An 18,025-nucleotide genomic window follows, 5' to 3' on the forward strand; every position below is an offset into this window, starting at 1 on the left:
GTTCAGCCATCCTCCAGAATTATTCAATACCGACTTAGTCTCTACACCGAGTGTAATCGATTCAGCCGTTGATGCAGCCAGCCGATCTCCTCTTTGAGCACACGCATAGGATCTGCGCCAAACCACTCCACAGACGCGAACTTACCGCTCTGACTAATTCGATCTATAATCGGGCGATAATTTACCGCTCCCTTTTCCAATGATACCATACCTTTACGACTGCCGTTCGCTGCATACACTTGATGAGGTTGGAACACGCTGCAGTGGGCCAGTGAACTCACATTTTTCAGATGAAAATAGGCTACCCAAGGCGCCAGCAACTCGTAACTTTCTAATGGATCATCACCGGCTTCCCACATATGAAGAAAGTCCAAGTTCAACCTAACGGCTTCATGGTTAACCTCCATCATTAGTCTATAAGCAGCCCCCTTATGATCGGCCAACGTTCCAGGGTGTGTTTCCACAAGCAATTCGATGCCCTGATTCATACACAGGTCTCCAAGAATTCGTAATTGACGGACCGTCTCTTCGAACTCCACCGTGTCTACCTCTCTGCTCCCACGCATGCCTGCAAAAGTACGAATTTTGCTGGTTCCAAGCCAATCCGCGATAACTAGCAATTCCTTGCACTTGGCAATCGTATCTACGAAATTAACTTGAGTGCCCACATCCAGATAGTCGCTGATCATCGAAACAGTCAAACCAGCCCCCTCAAGATTTGCTTTCTCCGAGCCATCCCTTTCCTTATATAAGTGACCGGCATGAGCTCCCCATACCTCTAGCCCATCGAAGCCTTCCTTTCGGGCGAACTGGACCAGTTCCTCGAATGAAATCAACGTGTGACGAAAGGTAATGGTGCAGAGCGAGCATCGTAGTCTAGACAGTTCTGACATCAAATAGTCCCCCCTTTCACATTTGCATACTGAGCCGCAGACCATAAGGTTAACTCACGTTCCAATTCAGCCTTAATGCCTCGTTCAATGGCTTCTGCCTTATCCAATGTTTCCAAAATGGAGGCAAGCTGCTTCGTACTTCCTGTAAGCGACATTTTAACAGCCTGGAATTGTAGAGTCGTAAAGGCTTGAACCAAATCACGGATTTGCTGCGCCCAGTACTCATAATTATCCCTAGGCAGTTGCAGTTCATCATGAAAAAACATCAGGGCATAGTCATACCCGTATTTGCGTATCACAATGACATAGAGATGCTTAAGGGCATCTCCTAGAGAGGCAATCTTGGCCGAGTCCTCTGTTAGCCCTGCGACAAGCGTCCGAAGTCCAGTAACCAACTCATTCTTATCGAGATGAAAGGCATCATAAAAGAAAGCGACGACTTTCTCCGGCGTTGGCGGTTGAATGGCCAGAGCATCCATATAAAATCCGTCAGGGTAAGCATTTTGAACAAAAGCTTGAAGCAACTGCTCGCGGCTAACAGTCCCCTCCCATTTCATATCCGCATCCAGCATGAACCATTCATCTTCACGTTCGGTTGCCGAAACAATCACATAATGAGGGAACGGATTCATGTTAAACTTATTTTCCCGTTCTGGCATCAGGGACATGTCAATTTGAACAACGACGTGGCGATGACGAGGTGCTTGCTCAACAAGCTCGACTAGTTTGGCCGCATTCGTTGCCGTATCTTGAAGAGAGTCGTGCCATTGCACGGCCTGAATACCAAACAAACGTTCGTACCACTCCATTAATCGCGTAGGTTTAAATGAGTCTGAATAATAGGATAAGCCCGATTCATGCCATCCAAACTGCTCTTCCCATACGTTGAAATAAAAAGGGCGATAATCGACGTTGCTATGTCTTTTGACCACTTCGCACATGCAGCTGAGCACACAATGAACCTTGATGCGTTGATCTTTCCAACCGAACATGACCGTGCCTCCTTCCTTCACTTCCCTAGTTCCTCAGCTATACCGACTGGAGTCAATCTATCCATGAAATCAAGCAGCGTTCCTACGGTGCCAAACACTCGCGGATCGACTTCTTCCTCCGGAATGCTTAGGCAAAATTCAACCTCAATCCAGACCAGCAGCTGCATCATCATGACAGAATCGATGCGAAGATCCTCGTTCAATCTGTGCGATTCTTCTAGGATAGGCAGCTGTGTCAGCAGCAACTTGGTTGACATAATGGTGTGCAGCTTTTCAATACGTTGTCCCCTTGTCATTAGCTTAATTCTGCCTCCTCTAGCAATTTACGACTAATTTTCCCTGTTGCATTTCGTGGGAGCTTCGTCACGCATACAACTTTGGATGGCACTTTGTAGGGAGGCAATTTCTGAATACACCACTCTCGGATGGTTTCCGACTTTATCTCAGGATCTGCCACGACCATGCAGCAAACAATTTCTCCCATGACGGGGTGGCTGCCACGGTAGACGACACACTCCCCAATACCTGGCAACTGGGAGATTACGTTCTCTACTTCAAGGGGGTATACTTTTAAGCCCGATACGTTGATCACGTCGTCAGCTCTAGATAAAAGATGTAACACTTCTTGATCTTGATAGGCAAGATCACCGGTATAGATCACCTGATTCTGAATAGCAATGACTAACTCCTTTGGCACATCGGGTGATGATCCTGTTTCCACAAGTTGAATGTGCCCTAGCAGCTTGCCAATATCTGCACTGTGGCGAAGAGAACGATTCATACTAATACATCCAGCTTCCGAGCAGCCATACTGCTGAAGTAAGCCACCAAACGCCATTGGAGTCAGCCTATCAATCAAACCTTGGGGCATCGGAGCGCCAGAACTCATGAATTGGTAAAAACGAATATCCGACGGAAACGAAGTCAGAACATGCAGCGTCATAGGGACGCCATAAACGATATGTTTCGGTGTGTCCCGCAGCAGAGCGAGCGTCAGCTTAGGATTGGTATAAGCGGCTACATGAGGTACAACTTGACGCTCCATAGCGGAAAGCACACCACTGATAAGGCCGTAAGAATGACTCACGGGGGAAATTACGATCGGTGTGATCGAACTATCCAATTCAATTGCTGCATTATATGCGGTAATTTCAACCTCAATAGCCGACCAGCTTCTGCTAATCAATTTTGGCTTGCCTGTTGTGCCCGAACTGAACATACAGATGGAAGGCTCCTGCACGGGGACGATATCTGCTTCACTTTGAGGAATAGGCAGGTACCCGTCCTCCACGGATTGGTACACAAGACCGATGCAACCAGCTTCTTGGCTGAGCGTCTTCGCCGTTTCTAGCGGTGTCTCTCCGTGAAGCAGCAGTGCTGATACACCTAACTCCTTCAGATAAAGCACAAGCGGAATCAACTCTGCAGCATTCGCGATGCATAGTCCAATCCTTTTACCCGATTTCCAAGCTTCCCGTGTGTGTGGTAAAAGTCCCCATGCTTTCCAGCGAGCCTCTAGATCATCCCGGCCGAAATACGTTTGATTATAGGCAAACAATTTCTTATTCAAAGACGAATCTCCTCTCTGTTTGTACGGTACGAATTGGGAAGGAAGGCAGACAATGGATTCGGCACTTCATGCGACAACCCTTTGGTTTGCAGGGCAAGCCGCTTATGCGTTAACTGCTCGACACGCGTTGTCGGGGCAAATAAATCCAACGTGTCAAAGCGCTCCTGGAGATGCGCATCTCGTTCGATATGGCGATGAATGCAAGCAGCCGTCATTTGCCAGAACTGCCCCTCATCAAAGCCGTAACGATCGTGCAGCATCATCGCCAGCTCCCCCAAATTAACAAAGAATAACGCACCTAGGGTCAAATAACGCAACGGTGCTATATCCTCCACTTCGAAGTTCGCCCGTTCCTCCTTCAACGCATATCGTTCATGAACTAGTGTTAAATCTGGACACAACTCTGGTCTGCTCAGGAAGGAGCGATTATACAGGACATCCTCATGGAAATCCTTTAATGCCAATCGCTCAGGCAAGCCGTCTCGATGCACCATCACCATATTTTGCGCATGTGATTCTGTCGCCACGCCATGAACAGCAGCCAAATGGAGAACAGGCAGCACACACCGCTCAAGCAGTCGGTTCAACCAAGCCTCGATACCATAAGTTTGCAGCCAAGGCTGGATGAAAGGAGTCCCGTCCCGTTCCAACGTGCAAAGTGCATAGAAAGGGACGGATTCCTCGCCAGCTCGTAAATACCCGTGCAAGCTTTCTCGCCAAATGCAGCCGATAGCTGCGTACAATGGGGATGGCGTGCTCCCTTGTGGGTCATACGAAAGGGCAGCAATTTCCCGCAGTAAAATAAGCTTCGCTTCATCCTTTAAATAAGGATCTTCGTCTACCAATGTTTGCAGCCAGGACGATAAGACTGGCGCCGTAACCGTATAGTGCGGGAGCAATTGACGGGAACTTGATGTATTCAGTAAATTCATGGAAAGTTTGACATATGTTTTCTGCGGTGCTGTTCGGTTAGATAGCGTTCGAATAGACTGCTGAGCGCGATACACGTCCTTCGAAGGCGATAGCAGCATCATGCGCTTCTTGTTAAGCTCTTCTGCATAAGCAGGTGCTATAATCCGGCGCCACTGCCAGGGATGTACGGGCACGAACGCATACCCCCCAGGGTCCCAACCTTCACTTTGCAGGAATTCGCGAAAAGACTCCACTTCTTCATTTCCCAACTCTTCACGCAGTATGCCGTCAAATGTAAGATGGGGCAGTACAGCGATCCGACTCTCCACTTTGCTTACTGCTAGCCATAAAGGCTTCACATCTTGAGCAAATTCAGGACCATACGTGAGATGATCCCCGTAGTCGAACCCGATCCGAGACTTATAACTTGGGTGATAACGATGTCCATCCATCACGGCCGATTCCAGCTCTTCACCGCTCAGTTGATGCAGATTGGTATCTCCCAGCATACGAACATACTGCGCCATCGTATCTTTGAGGAGCGTGTGTTCCAGTTCTTCTGTGAACGAGCCCAACTTGTTACGATCCGTCCCCGACACATTCAGAACTTCCTGAATAAATAATCGCAGCGAGAACGCCTCTGCCTCACCATCGCTTCCAAGTCGAATAAGCGGAGTGTCTTCCTGCAATCGAATGCGGCCAAATGTCAGCTTTCGTTTCCCTAGACACCAGTATGTAACCGCCCGACCTTCGGTATCCTGACCCTGCAGACCGAATCGTGTAGCATCTCCAGCTGGTTCCGAAAGCGGTACGACGATTTCTTCATAAATGACCGATTCCACCAATTGTCGAAAAATTCTTCTACGCACTTGTACGCAGCTCTCGGATTTCAGAGCTTCAAGCGCTATGAGGTCTTGCTGCCATGTACTTGCCATGTGGTTGCCTCCTTCGGTGTGCTATAGATATTGGACCATTTAAACAGCATGCCATTCACAACACACAGCAAAGCGGCTGCCAATAGCGGCGCATTCAATCCAACTTGGATTGACAGAAACGATGAAATTAGCGGTGATAATAACTCTCCTGCAGTCTGAAAAGATACCATGACACTGAAAGCTATTGCCGCTGATGCTCCTTGTTCCCGCTGGAACAAAATGACATCAAGCACGGCCATTGTGATAGCTAGAAACATACCATACAGCATACGGCCTGCAATCAATCCGCCTATACTCTCCGTCATTCCTTGTGTAATCAAGCCGATAGCCATGGCTCCAACGCCAACCATATACGCGATGGGCAGCCTCCCTGGTTTGGCTATACTGCGAAGAAACGGCAGTAGAATGAGCGCACAGACATGAGGGAGAAGAAACAGCATACCCGCTAGTTCTATGGATAAGCCAAAATCCTTTTCCACATATGGGGTAAAAAAGGGTCTGACAACTTGATTCGCGATCGTTAATGTAAGAAACAATAGTCCCAGCATCACAATCGTTCGATCATGGAGCAAGTTGCGTAACACCCCTTTTGAACCTCCAGATTTACGTCGATCTTCCTTCTTTGCAGCACTATTCCATCCCCAAAGAACCACAACGCATACGCACAATTGAATGACATCGGCAGCTGCTGCCCCATAAAACAACGTTAGTGGATGTTCCATCTGAAGCATATGAGCACCCACCAACGCAGCGATCAGAACCGCTGTATGATGAACGGCATGAAACTTTGCCGCAGATCCCGCTTGAGCTCCTTTATCGCTAAGTTCCATAATAATTGGATAAATCAACATATAACTGCTTTTAAAAATGAGCAAACAAATCGTCAGAATGAGGAATTCTGTCGCACTATCCGCCTGCGCCAGCAACGCTGTCGATACGGCCGTTCCTGCCTGACCGATGAGCAGCAGCCGCTTAGCTTCCCATTTGCGGGTCAGCCAGCCCCATAATGGCGAGAAGAGAACGACTGTTAGCCGGCAGACAAACAAATATAAACCCGTGTAACTGTAGTCCTCGATTCCGAAAACCTGGTGGAAAAACTGCGGATAATAAGGTGATAGCAGCACTTCTGTAAACAGTCCTAGAAACATGCAGCCAAGAAGGGCAGCCTGCATGCCTGTTCGCGATCTACGACTGAGCGCTTGTGGACTCAGTATCTTCATCGGTTAACCCCGAATTGTTGAAATACATTTCTACTCCTAATCGGATAAACCTCACGCTGGGTTAACTGCTTAATGATCACGCTATTCCGGTGAGCGCCTAGACCAAGATCAGGTGCACCGACACCATGCGTATGGAGTTCCCCATTTTGAATAAAAATCTGGTTCTCCCCGCCGGCTCGCAACTTCAGTGAATAATTCTCAGCGATGTCCAAGCGTCCTTTCGCGTCTCGATAAATAAAGGGCTCCAATGGACTTAAGCAAGCCGGTTCGGCATGCTCGTAGCCCGTCGCCAGTATGACGATCTCGCTGGTATGCTCAAATGCAGCATCCTGCTGCAATTGTCGGCAATGCAGTTGGAAGCCATTATTGCCTCGGTCTGAAGTCGGAAGCAGCCCCTCCACTTCGGTTAGGGACAACAGTCTAACACCTGGCCCTTCCTGCCCGCCGACTCCGGCCTCGTACAATGTATCGTATATATCTGCAATGGTGTACGCGCTAATCCCTTTATACAGTAAGCCCTGCCCTGCCCTGATGCTATCCTTGCGTTCGGGAGCAAGATCATAGAAGTACTTCGTATATTCAGGAGAAAAATGTTCAAGCCCGAGCTTGGAATACTCCATCGGGAAGAAGCCTGATGAACGTGTAAACCAATCCAAGCGATACCCATTTTCACTCTGTGCTCTTAGCAAATCCAACACAACTTCGGCCGCACTTTGTCCAGAACCCACGACCGTGATCGACTGCGCTTTCAAGCATCGTTCCCGATTCGTTAAATAATCGGCTGAGTGAAAAACATTCGGCCCGCTTACGTGCTGAAACCGTTTCGGAATATGTGGTCTGCTCCCAACACCTAGTACCAAGTTACGGGCAACATAGGTTTTTGTTTGCTCTGTCTGAAGCTCTTTCGCCTCCACGACAAAATGGGAACTCGATTCCCCTTCTTCCAAATGGATTCCGCTCACTTCGTAGCCAAAACGGCAGGAGGCTAATCGCTCTGCCGCCCATTTGCAATAATGGTTATATTCCTTACGAGGAATTTGGAACTTCTCTAGAAAGTAAAAGTGATACAATCTGCCATGCTCATGCAAATAATTTAGAAAGCTGAGCGGATGTGTCGGATCAGCCATCGTCACCAAGTCCGCGAAGAAAGGAACTTGCAGTGTCGTCCCCTCAATTAACATACCTGGATGCCAATCGAACTGTGGCTTTCGTTCCAAGAATTGCGCCTTCAACTCGGGCACGCGCGTAAGCAGCGCAGCAAGACCGAGATTGAAAGGACCGACTCCGACGCCCAGCACATCCCATTCATCTGAATGATTCGGAACAACTTGCCTAGCCAATAGGAATCTCCCTCGTTTCTCTATCTATCACTTCAAAAGCTTCTCGCTCACACAGCATCAACGCTGCCTTCTTATCCGGAAGCTGCACTTCCTGCTCAAAACGGAAGCCGCATTTTTCGAAAATATGATGCATCTTCGCATTGCGAATGTCTGGCTCGGCCACGACTCGCTTGGTATCTGAATGCATAAACTGCACACGTATGAGAGCTTTCAACAACGGAAATGCATAACCCTTACCAAGATAGCTTGGCGGACCAATCAGCAGATGTACCCCTTGATCATCCGGAGCTGCCTCATAATAGGGTTCAATGACATCAGACTCCACCCAATAGGATTCAAAATAACTCATCGGCTCCCCATCCAGCTCCCCGATGCAAAGTGTCTGATGCGGATCTGCCAAGAAACGCTCCAAGTGGCTACGATAGGCATCCAGAGAAATGTTCAGTTGCCAGAAGGGAACGACATGCGGCTCCTGCTGCCAACTATGCAGCATCAACAAATCGCGCTCCAGGTCGACCGGACGAAACGAAATCGTCCTGCCAATCGTTGGATCTTCGTAGGTTACCAGAGCAGATTCTTCAAAAATCTGTTTTAAATTGCGATTCATATGACCCGACACTTTCGCTACACCTCCAGAACTAGCGGATTGTCCACGAGGACATAGACCGACTGGTTTTCGAGAGAACCAACTAACTCATCCATATCGTAAAGTCGAGTGAGCAAATTTGCCTTACACGGGATCTTGGCTTCCGTCAACAAGCTTTGTAGGAAAATCGAAGGCTCTCTGTTCAACGGAAGGAATTCAACCAACACAGAACGCAACTCACGCAGCAGATCACGTTCATCAGCAAGTCCCGCTGTACCGAAACCATTAATTAAACCGAATAAATGATTAAAAATGACATAATAGCGAAAACGCTCATCGGCAATCGCATCATCGCAAAACGTGTGGCTCCTATCTCCAATACCAGGTAACTCATTGTTCAAGTGTTCTTTCATGGAATTACAGAAATAATAACCCTGATTATCCCGATAATAATAACGGTTTGGATACCCGTTGTTCAGCTGGACAACACTGTTCTGCTGATGAGCTTCCAGCGCGATGCCATGCGTGACATACAGCCAAATCATTGGCTTCAGTGAGATATTCAAATATAGGCGGAACCAATCTAAACTTACCGCTGAGGTTGAGCGAGCCTCCTGCTTAGCCAATCGGTGAATAATCGCGCTTAGACGCGATTCAGAGCCAGGCAACGGATCCTGCACGAGAGAAGCAACCAGTGTAGCTTGCCCAGCCTGTTTCCCTTGAAAAGGATTTTCGCGTAGAACGACTTCGAATCCAGACTCTTCTTGCCCTTCCAAAGCAATCGACACATAGGCAGGATCCTTCACAATAGCAAACGCTGGATATCGCTTGGATACCTCGCCGACTTTGGTTTGCAGCATACGGGACACCTCAACGCCCCGTTCCAATTCTTTAAATAAATTTACACGTACCGAGTTGGTAATTCGCACAGGGACGGACCCTTTTGGCATAAAGGGCGACTCCGGATGGTACATCGTGCGGAACGATGAAGTTGCCGAATAATAACGCCCTATTGGACCTACATCTTGAAGCAAACCCGCTTCGAGCAGCTTCTGAACAGCCGGTTTCGCTAGTACTTCCTCCGCCTGCAAAGGATGCAGTGGAATCAATGTGTATTCATCGCTCTCTGTGTAGGGTGTCTGAATATCCGCGCGACGGAGATCCGATTTAATCCACTCCGTTGCTGTCGTATGCGCAAGTGCAGAATCCTCACGTACGATACTGTGATGTGCACGGAAATAATGCAGTTGGAACTGCCCTTTCAACTCAGGGGAAAATACCGATTGCATGCTGGCTGGAACCCCGTCCCGACATTTCGGTGTAGGATGGAGCAAATGTCCGAACAACAAGGATTGCTCTGCGGTAATAAAGTCGCCATCAAAGCCATACAACTGGTCCCGATCTCCGTCACGGGCAGCAACAAACTGCTCGATGCTGGCACAACTTTCTTCGATTCGCTGCAACAAATCCTCTGTGCGTTCCGGCGAGTCCACTTTGACGATATGACCTAATTCAAGAACTAGTCTCCGTGCGAACACCAACTCATCTTCGCCAGTTCCTTCATGCTCCGTGCTTCCCTTCCAGTGCAAGGGGAACTGAAACAAATGTCTGCCTGTCAGAGATTTATATTTGACGGAAACGATGATACTGCCTCCTTGACTGACCAAAGGCACTTCCAACACCCACGTACCTTCAACTTCATGCCACTCTCCCAATCCAGTTTCCCTGAGAAAGCTGTTAAGCAAGCTTTGCAGCGTAGCTCTAGCTGCCGTCCGATACGAGTCTCCCCCCTTATCCTCAAAAGTTTGTATGTTTTCCAGTAATCCATCCTGGATCATGATTGAACTCCCCTCAGAGCATGCTGCTCGATCACATATTGTTGTTCTAATTCCATACCCATGCGTACGACATGAGCTAAAATATCAGCAGTATCCTGCGGTGTCGTTAACGGATTGAGCAGCGTAAACTTCAGACATGCCTTCTCCTTCGCTCTCGTTCGGGCAATAACGGCAATACCACTCGCAAGTAGACGATCTCGAATACGGTGATTTAACTCATCCACCCGAGAGGAGTCGATCTCCCTGGAAGGTACATAACGGAAAACGACAGCATTTAAAGTCGGGTCCGCCAACAGTTCGAGTGCTTTTGCTTGCCGTATTTGTTCTGCTGTATCCAAGGCTAGCTGCAACGTGTAATCAATCATGGCCGCGAACCTTTCACGACCCAGGTGCTGCAGTGACATGTACAGCTTCAGCGCATCAAACCTGCGCGTTGTCTGAATGGACTTGCCCACAAGATTGGGCACCCCTGCCTGATCGTCTTCTTGCGGATTTAAATAGTCGGCGTTCAACCGTAAATAACGATAGTGCACCGAATCCCGCAATAAGAACGCTCCGCAGCTGATCGGTTGATAAAATAATTTATGGAAATCGACAGTAATCGAATCCGCTAAGGCAATTCCCTCTAGCAAGCTGGCGTGCTTATCGCTTAGAGCAAGCGCACCTCCATAAGCTGCGTCTATGTGAAACCAAATGCCGTGTTTGCGGGCAAGAACAGCAAGCTCAGGCAGAGGATCGATACTGCCGAAGTCCGTTGTTCCAGCTGTCCCCACTAAGGCAAACGGAAGTAATCCATCTTGAAGCAAACGGTTGATTGTATGTTCAAGAACATGACATTGCATTCGCCCTAGCGAATCTACAGGGATCGTGATAACCGCATGTTGGCCCAAACCTAACAGAGCCGCCGATTGCTTGACTGTAAAATGAGCCGCTTCCGAGCATAGAATTCGCAGGCGGTCTCCCTGTGGAGGTAAGCCCCACTGTTGCACATTCCAGTTCCATTTCGTATAAGCATAATGATCCCTCGCCAGCAGTAGACCCATGAAGTTGGACTGCGTTCCCCCGCTGGTGAATACCCCATCGCTAGTGCCCTTGTTATAACCGAACAGCTCACATAACCAGCCAATCATTTCTTCCTCCAGCATGGTTGCCGACATGCTCTGATCCCAAGAATCCATGGACTGGTTCATCGTTGCCAGTATGGTCTCCGCCATAAGTGAAGCTTGAAGCGGCGGGCAATGAAGATGCGCTACACACGCAGGATGATTCACAACTGCTGCATGTTTCACCACAGTGGTGCCGATGAAATGAAGCAATTCCTCCATGTCCACGCCCTGCTCGGGACAAACCTGCCGATTGCGAAATGCCGCTGCCAAATCAAGTGGCGCAGCCCCGCTGTAAGGCTTCTCTAATGCTGCGAAATCGCGAATGAGCACCTCGACTGTTGCCTGCATATGCTTACGAAAGAGCGCTTGGCTCTCCACCGTGGTGTTCAAGAAGTCGGATGCGAATTCCCTGTTCAACCGAGCACCCCCTGAAGGCTTAACGACTGACGTTCTGCTGCCATGACGGACTCATGGAAAATTTCAGCAATCCGATCAATCTCTTGTTCAGTTACATTGAGCGGCGGCAGGAACCGAACAACACTGCCATGACGTCCGCCAAGTTCTAGAATGAGGCCACGTTTTAGACATTGCTGTTGAATTTCACGAGCGAGCTCTGGATTAGCTGGAAAGCTGCCAATTCGGTCAGCATCCCGTTCGGTATCCACAATCTCAGCACCGATCATTAAGCCTCTGCCTCTGACTTGACCAATGCATGTCACAGCCGACTTGGTTTGCTCTAAGTGCTTGCAGAGTCGTTCACCAACGATTGCCGCATGTTCAACTAGCCGTTCTTCCCGAATGATTCGCAGTGTTGCTGCACCAGCTGCCATCGCTAACTGATTGCCACGGAATGTGCCTGCATGTGCTCCAGGCTCCCATTTATCCAGTTCTTCACGATAGACGATGACCGACAATGGCAGACCTCCGCCGATAGCTTTGGAGATAACGATCACATCAGGAATTATGCCCGCATGTTCGAACGCGAACATCCGGCCCGTTCTGCCTATTCCGGTCTGCACTTCGTCAATAATTAAAGGAATTTCCCGTTCTTTCGTCATTCTACGAATTTCCCTGGCCCATGCATGAGGTGCTGGAATAACACCGCCCTCCCCCTGCACTAACTCCATAATCATGCCTGCCGGTGACAGCACGCCACTTTCTGGATCGTCTAACAAGTGTTCAATATAGCGGCTGCCAATTTGATGCCCTTGCTCTCCACCAATGCCAAATGGACAGCGATAGTCATACGGATATGGCAAAAATTGCGTACCTGGCAACAATCCGCCCACATGCCGTTTCGGACCCAGATTACCCGTCAAGCTAAGCGCACCGCTGGTCATCCCATGATATCCTCCATGGAAAGACATCATCCCGCTTCTTCCCGTTGCCGTCTTGACCAGCTTCATCGCTGCTTCTACGGCATCGGCTCCTGTAGGTCCACAAAATTGAATACGGGCGTTTTTGGCAAATTCAACTGGCAGTATATCAAAGAGTTCGTCTACAAAATTCTCTTTAACCGGCGTAGTCAGATCTAGCGTGTGCAACGGCAGACCTGTCGTTAAGACTTCTTTCATCGCTTCGATTACGACCGGGTGATTGTGGCCTAAGGCAAGTGTTCCTGCTCCTGCAAGACAATCGTAATAGGTTCGGCCATCTGCATCTTTTACCTGAATACCTCTGGCCTCTGTAATAGCAATAGGGATTTTTCGAGGATACGTTCGTGCATTAGATTCCCTCCTCCTCTGACTTTCAAGATATTTCGCATTGCCCTTCATAAATTGATTGTTCCTCCTTTGGGAAAATGATCATGAAATGACTCTTGCTCCATTCTGGCGAAGAGGGTTGGTAATAATTTACACAACTCACCGCCATTGTAAATGATAATCATTATCAATGCAACCCTATATTTTTCTCTTTTTTATTGACCTTTGACCGAACATAATGAGTAGTCATACGGAGAGTGACCTTACACTGACGATTTGTGGATACCTTTCTGCATTGGACAAACAGGTAAAAACTCTCCCCATACAAACCTATTTCCCCCCGTGTTCTTCCCCTCAAGAACTAACAAAAAATTGGTAGTTGACAATTATATTTCCTTGATTTAACATTTATTAGTGATAATGATTCCCATTATCAGATTAAAACCAGTTCTGAAACAAGCTGACTGTTATAAAGCTGATGCCACAATTTGAAATACTTAGCGAAAAAGCCCGATATCTCTTCACGCCTAAGCGCTAGATATCGAGCTTTTTTTAGAAAATAGAACGAATTCTTGCCATTGCCATCCGAAACAGTTCCAGACGAAAAGAAATGGGAATGCATTGCTATGCCATGCTGTCCTTAACTTACGTTCTTCGCAAAAAGCGAACAGCACGACTGACCAGTGCAGGAAGCACCGAAACATGTCCTTCCCCTTCAAACTCGTAAAAGTCCACATGAAGCATCTCTCTTGGAAAAAGCGCTAGGCGCTCATAAAGCTCTCTTGCATTCTCACTCATGTTACTTGGATGCTCCCGCTCCAGTTCTGCGGTGGTGATGAGCAGCTTGTGGTTCGCCTGTCTGAAGCCGAGATTAGCCGTGTATTGATCTTCTTGTTCCTTCAGCATGACCTTGTTCCAGTGAATCGAAGGGCTGCCAGCTATATAGGTCTGGTACGTTTGAGGCTGCGTGAACAGCGTTTGCAGAACGAAAAGCCCACCCAGTGAATGACCAAAGATTGCTTGTTGCTTCGTATTTATCGGGTAATCGCGTTCGATGCGTGGTTTAAGTTCCTGCTCAATAAATGCTCGGAAAGCATCTGCGCCTCCAAGCTGTGGCAGGACAGCATCTTTGTTGCGTACAGGTAAAGCGTCCAGCACTTCTTGAGGCGTTGGCATCGTAAAATCATAAAACCGCGAGGAATCGAACGGCTCATTCGTCGGATAACCGATTCCTACCACGACTGCTGGGTAGACGCCTGTCTTTTCTGGGACTCGTGATTGTACACGCAGCGCTTCAACCATCGTGGCAAAAAGCGCATTCGCATCCAGCAAATAGATAACTGGAAATCCTTCAGGCGGTGCTTCTTGCGCCGGCTTGAATACATAAATTTGATAGGGCTGCTCTCGTGTAGCGCTATGAATAAGATATTGCTCGGTGTTCGGTAATGTAAAAGACTGACGGACAACTTCACCCGAAGTTGTAGGGGTCTTGATGGATGAATCGGCTAAACGGGTCATTAGGTTTCCTCTCTTCTCCTCTCGTTTCAGGGGGAACGATCAGGCTGGATCTAGTTTGGTTATGGAGCAACTATCGAAACATACATTGATAATCATTCTCATTGTTGATTATAGAGTATGGTAAACACATCGACCATGAACAATATCCACATAATGGAATGGACAATGTTCAGGTTAAATCAACAGGGCAGGTTGATGGAGATGGTGGGATTGAGATGGATTGGGATGGATTGCCCAGCTGCTTTCCAGTGAAGGAATTGGGTTAATCAATCGGAATCTATGAACGGCATGTTGATTTAGCAATCTAGAAGTGCTGAATTCCTCTTAAAGTGCGTTGAGACGTTCTGTTGGTGGGAGGCAATGAGTTTAAGTAGCTTGTTTGGCGTTTGACATGTTCCCCACTCCCTGCGAAGTATTAACTGTAAAAACTCCAGTTGTTATCTCTGGAATCTCTGGATCTTCCTGTTTAACTGGATTTCCTACATCTATTTCTACCGATTTGGCCAATATTCGCGATTTTCGCCCAAATTAGCTACATGAAATCCAGCTATTTGTTATAAAGTGTATTTTTACGCCACATTAACTGGAGGAAATCCATCTAATCCACTCAGAGTCTATAAACGCCCAGTCTTTTTTAACAATCAAAAGGTGCTTAATTCCTCTTGAGGTGTGTTCAAAAGCTATGTAGATGGGGATGAGAGGTTCATGTAGCTTGTTTGTCATTGGTGAGTATAAGGTGCGTTGGAACGCTGTGTTGGTGAGAGGCAAGGAATTTAAGTAGCTTGTTTGTCATTGGTGAGTATAAGCTGTGTTGGTGGGAGACAAAGAGTTTAAAGTAGCTTGTTTAGCGTTGGTGAATATAAGGTGCGTTGGAACGCTGTGTTGGTGGAGAAAGGTGAATCAAGAAGATTGTTTGGCGTTAATCCCCCCCACCCTGTCGGAGGAGTAACTGTAAAACCTCCAGTTAAATTCTTTAAAATCCCTCAATATTGAGATTTAACTGGATTTCCTACATCTATTTCTGTCGATTTGATCAATATCCGCAATTTCGGCCCAAATTAGCTACATGAAATCCAGCTATTTGTTAGAAAGTGTGATTTTCCACCACATTAACTGTAGGAAATCCATCTAATCCACTCAGAGGGGAATACGACAGGCTATTTGCCCGCCTCTAGGTTAGCCAGCACAGCCAATCCTTGCTCCGTTCTGCTCTACCTCCCTTGCTCATTCTGCTCTGCCTTGCCTTACACTTCCCTGTCTTGCTCGACCTGACCTACTTTGCCTTCCTTCCCTGCTCTGCTCTGCTCTGCTCTGCCCTTCCCTGCCCGCCCCAAACAACACAAAGCCGCCCCCTCCCAGGGGCGGCCACGAATCTCTATCGGCGATGCTTATTCCGATAGAGCAGCCAAACGAAGTACGGCACGCCAATAATGGCGATGACGACGCCGACGGGCATCTCAACCGGCGCGAACGCCATTTTGGCGATGAAATCGGAGATCATCACCAAAAGCGCGCCGACTATCGCGCTGACGGGCAGCAGCCGACGATGCGTTATGCCGACGAGTCGGCGAGCGATATGCGGCGCCATGAGGCCGATAAACCCGATGCCGCCGGAGACGGATACGCAGGCACTGACGATACCGATGCTGCTCAGCAGCAGAATCGCTTTCTCTTTGTCCACGGCTGCGCCCAGCCCGCGGACGCTCTCTTCATTCAGCTGGAACACATCCAGCACAAGGGATCGCCAGATCAGAACTGGCGTCAATACCAGCAACCATGGCAGCATGGAGAGGATATACTTCCAGTTCGCGCTATAGATGCTGCCGGATACCCAGACGGCAGCCATCTCGAAATCTTTGGCATTCATTTTGAGCGTAATGAACACCGTCACTGCCGATAAGCCCGATGCAATCGCGATTCCTGTCAGCAGAAGCCGCTGCGAATCTAGCCTTCCGTTCTTTTGAGAGAAGACATAGATTAGAAGCGCTGCGCCCAGGCCACCTACTAAGCCAACAAGAGGCATGGCCAGAATGGCCCCCCAGCTCGTTCCTTTCACCTTCCCTTGAAAGAAGAACAGGAAGATGACCATCGCCATCCCCGCTCCCGCGTTGATACCCAGGATGCCGGGATCGGCCAAGTTATTCCTAGTCAAGCTCTGCACGACCGTTCCTGCCATCCCTAACCCCATTCCCACCAACATAGCAATGACGATGCGTGGAAGTCGGAACTCCAAAATCACAAGATCATAATCATGCTGCGGATCAATTCGCAATAGGGTCTTACATACATCCTTCAACGTAATATCGAAGGCCTCGTTCGTCAGAGACATATACGCCGTCAATAACAAGAGGCTAATCCCGATAACGACTTGCAACGCGTAACGTCGATCACTCCTTTTATCGATTGCTCTCCCCTCCTCGCGTACGGATGAGATAGAGGAAGAACGGAACACCGAGTATAGCGGTAACGACGCCAATCGGCATCTCGAATGGATAGTTGAGGTAACGGCTCAACACATCACACAGCCCTAAGAATACAGCACCGATCACAGCCGAACATGGGACAATCCATTTGTAATCAATACCCGTTAGAAAACGAGTAATATGAGGTACAAGTAGACCGACGAATCCAATTTTACCTGCAATAGCCACGGAAATACCTGTCAGCAAAACGACACTTAATGTCGTTAACAGTTTAACTTGCAACGTTTTCTGCCCTAGCGATACAGCGATTTCGTCTCCTAATGAGAAAATCGTTACCGACTTGGACATCCAAATCGCGAGCCCCAAGCCTACGACAGCAAAAGGAACCGCCAGCATAATCAGCTGCGGGTCTAATTGATGCAGACGTGCGTTGTACCAGAAGCTAATATTTTGCGAAACTTGGAAATACATCGCGATCGCCGCAGACACACTACTGAGAAATGTCCCTATTAACGTTCCCAGAATCGCTAATCGCACAGGTGACAATCCCCCCGGCAATAGTGAAGCTAGCCCGAATACAATAACGATGCTTAACGCCGAGCCCGCAAAAGAGGCCATAATCATAGCCATCATCGAGGAATACGGTGCAATGACCATACAAACGGTTACCGCAAAGGCTGAGCCATCGGATATGCCCATGATTGAAGGGGATGCCAGATAATTCCTGGTCATCCCCTGCATGAGAGCGCCCGACACCGCCAGGAAAGCGCCGACGAGCAGCGCCCCAATAACCCTGGGTAGTCTAGCATGCCTAATAATCTGATGATCGACATTGCCCGGATCAAAGTGCACAAAGGCCTCAACGATACGGCTCATATCAATGCTTTTCGCCCCATAGGTAATGGACAGCACGATCGTAAAAACGATCGCGAAAGGTGCTGCCAACAAGATGAGGGTTGGTGCGGGAACTCTCCATTTCATAGCGCTAC

The 18,025-nt window shown here is 48.3% G+C and carries 13 protein-coding genes and 1 pseudogene; all 14 read right to left on the minus strand.

Going from position 1 to position 18,025, the window contains the following annotated elements:
• Window positions 1-41: 41 nt before the first annotated feature.
• The gene (locus tag HQN88_RS21260) at window positions 42-893 is read right to left on the minus strand and encodes a sugar phosphate isomerase/epimerase family protein (protein WP_173116263.1); all 852 of its coding nucleotides are present in this window, start codon (window positions 891-893) and stop codon (window positions 42-44) included.
• The gene (locus tag HQN88_RS21265) at window positions 893-1,885 is read right to left on the minus strand and encodes a DUF6005 family protein (protein ID WP_173116265.1); all 993 of its coding nucleotides are present in this window, start codon (window positions 1,883-1,885) and stop codon (window positions 893-895) included. The genes HQN88_RS21260 and HQN88_RS21265 overlap by 1 nt, the downstream gene beginning before the upstream one ends.
• A gap of 17 nt (window positions 1,886-1,902) precedes the next feature.
• Window positions 1,903-2,181 (minus strand): petrobactin biosynthesis protein AsbD, encoded by a 279-nt coding sequence (gene asbD / locus HQN88_RS21270; RefSeq protein WP_173116267.1) that lies wholly within the window; start codon window positions 2,179-2,181, stop codon window positions 1,903-1,905.
• On the minus strand, window positions 2,181-3,455 hold the full coding sequence (locus tag HQN88_RS21275; RefSeq protein WP_173116269.1) for an AMP-binding enzyme: 1,275 nt from the start codon (window positions 3,453-3,455) through the stop codon (window positions 2,181-2,183). The genes asbD and HQN88_RS21275 overlap by 1 nt, the downstream gene beginning before the upstream one ends.
• Window positions 3,452-5,302: an IucA/IucC family protein gene (locus HQN88_RS21280; protein WP_173116271.1), complete on the minus strand. Its 1,851-nt coding sequence runs from the start codon at window positions 5,300-5,302 to the stop codon at window positions 3,452-3,454. Before HQN88_RS21280 ends, HQN88_RS21275 begins: the two co-directional genes overlap by 4 nt.
• Window positions 5,272-6,522, minus strand: coding sequence for an MFS transporter (locus tag HQN88_RS21285; protein WP_173116273.1), 1,251 nt, complete (start codon window positions 6,520-6,522; stop codon window positions 5,272-5,274). The genes HQN88_RS21280 and HQN88_RS21285 overlap by 31 nt, the downstream gene beginning before the upstream one ends.
• Window positions 6,519-7,862 carry a lysine N(6)-hydroxylase/L-ornithine N(5)-oxygenase family protein gene (locus tag HQN88_RS21290; protein WP_173116275.1) on the minus strand — a complete coding sequence of 448 codons (1,344 nt, stop codon included), beginning with the start codon at window positions 7,860-7,862 and terminating at the stop codon, window positions 6,519-6,521. Before HQN88_RS21290 ends, HQN88_RS21285 begins: the two co-directional genes overlap by 4 nt.
• Window positions 7,855-8,406, minus strand: a complete 552-nt coding sequence (locus HQN88_RS21295) for a GNAT family N-acetyltransferase (protein WP_274318783.1) — start codon at window positions 8,404-8,406, stop codon at window positions 7,855-7,857. The genes HQN88_RS21290 and HQN88_RS21295 overlap by 8 nt, the downstream gene beginning before the upstream one ends.
• Before the next feature lie 80 nt (window positions 8,407-8,486).
• Window positions 8,487-10,286: an IucA/IucC family protein gene (locus HQN88_RS21300; RefSeq protein WP_173116279.1), complete on the minus strand. Its 1,800-nt coding sequence runs from the start codon at window positions 10,284-10,286 to the stop codon at window positions 8,487-8,489.
• Complete coding sequence (locus HQN88_RS21305) at window positions 10,283-11,809, minus strand: pyridoxal phosphate-dependent decarboxylase family protein (RefSeq protein WP_246320372.1); 1,527 nt, start codon at window positions 11,807-11,809, stop codon at window positions 10,283-10,285. Before HQN88_RS21305 ends, HQN88_RS21300 begins: the two co-directional genes overlap by 4 nt.
• Window positions 11,806-13,173 (minus strand): annotated as a pseudogene (locus HQN88_RS21310) (diaminobutyrate--2-oxoglutarate transaminase); the annotation flags it as partial. The pseudogene HQN88_RS21310 and the gene HQN88_RS21305, both read right to left, overlap by 4 nt.
• A 567-nt stretch (window positions 13,174-13,740) precedes the next feature.
• A complete protein-coding gene (locus tag HQN88_RS21315) occupies window positions 13,741-14,613 on the minus strand; it encodes an alpha/beta hydrolase (protein WP_173116283.1) in 873 nt (290 codons plus the stop codon).
• Between the two features lie 1,375 nt (window positions 14,614-15,988).
• Window positions 15,989-17,017, minus strand: coding sequence for a FecCD family ABC transporter permease (locus HQN88_RS21320; RefSeq protein WP_173116383.1), 1,029 nt, complete (start codon window positions 17,015-17,017; stop codon window positions 15,989-15,991).
• Window positions 17,010-18,017, minus strand: coding sequence for a FecCD family ABC transporter permease (locus HQN88_RS21325; RefSeq protein ID WP_173116285.1), 1,008 nt, complete (start codon window positions 18,015-18,017; stop codon window positions 17,010-17,012). Before HQN88_RS21325 ends, HQN88_RS21320 begins: the two co-directional genes overlap by 8 nt.
• Window positions 18,018-18,025 lie beyond the last annotated feature (8 nt).

The organism is Paenibacillus qinlingensis (assembly GCF_013204845.1).
GTDB classification, from domain to species: Bacteria; Bacillota; Bacilli; order Paenibacillales; family NBRC-103111; genus Paenibacillus_E; species Paenibacillus_E qinlingensis.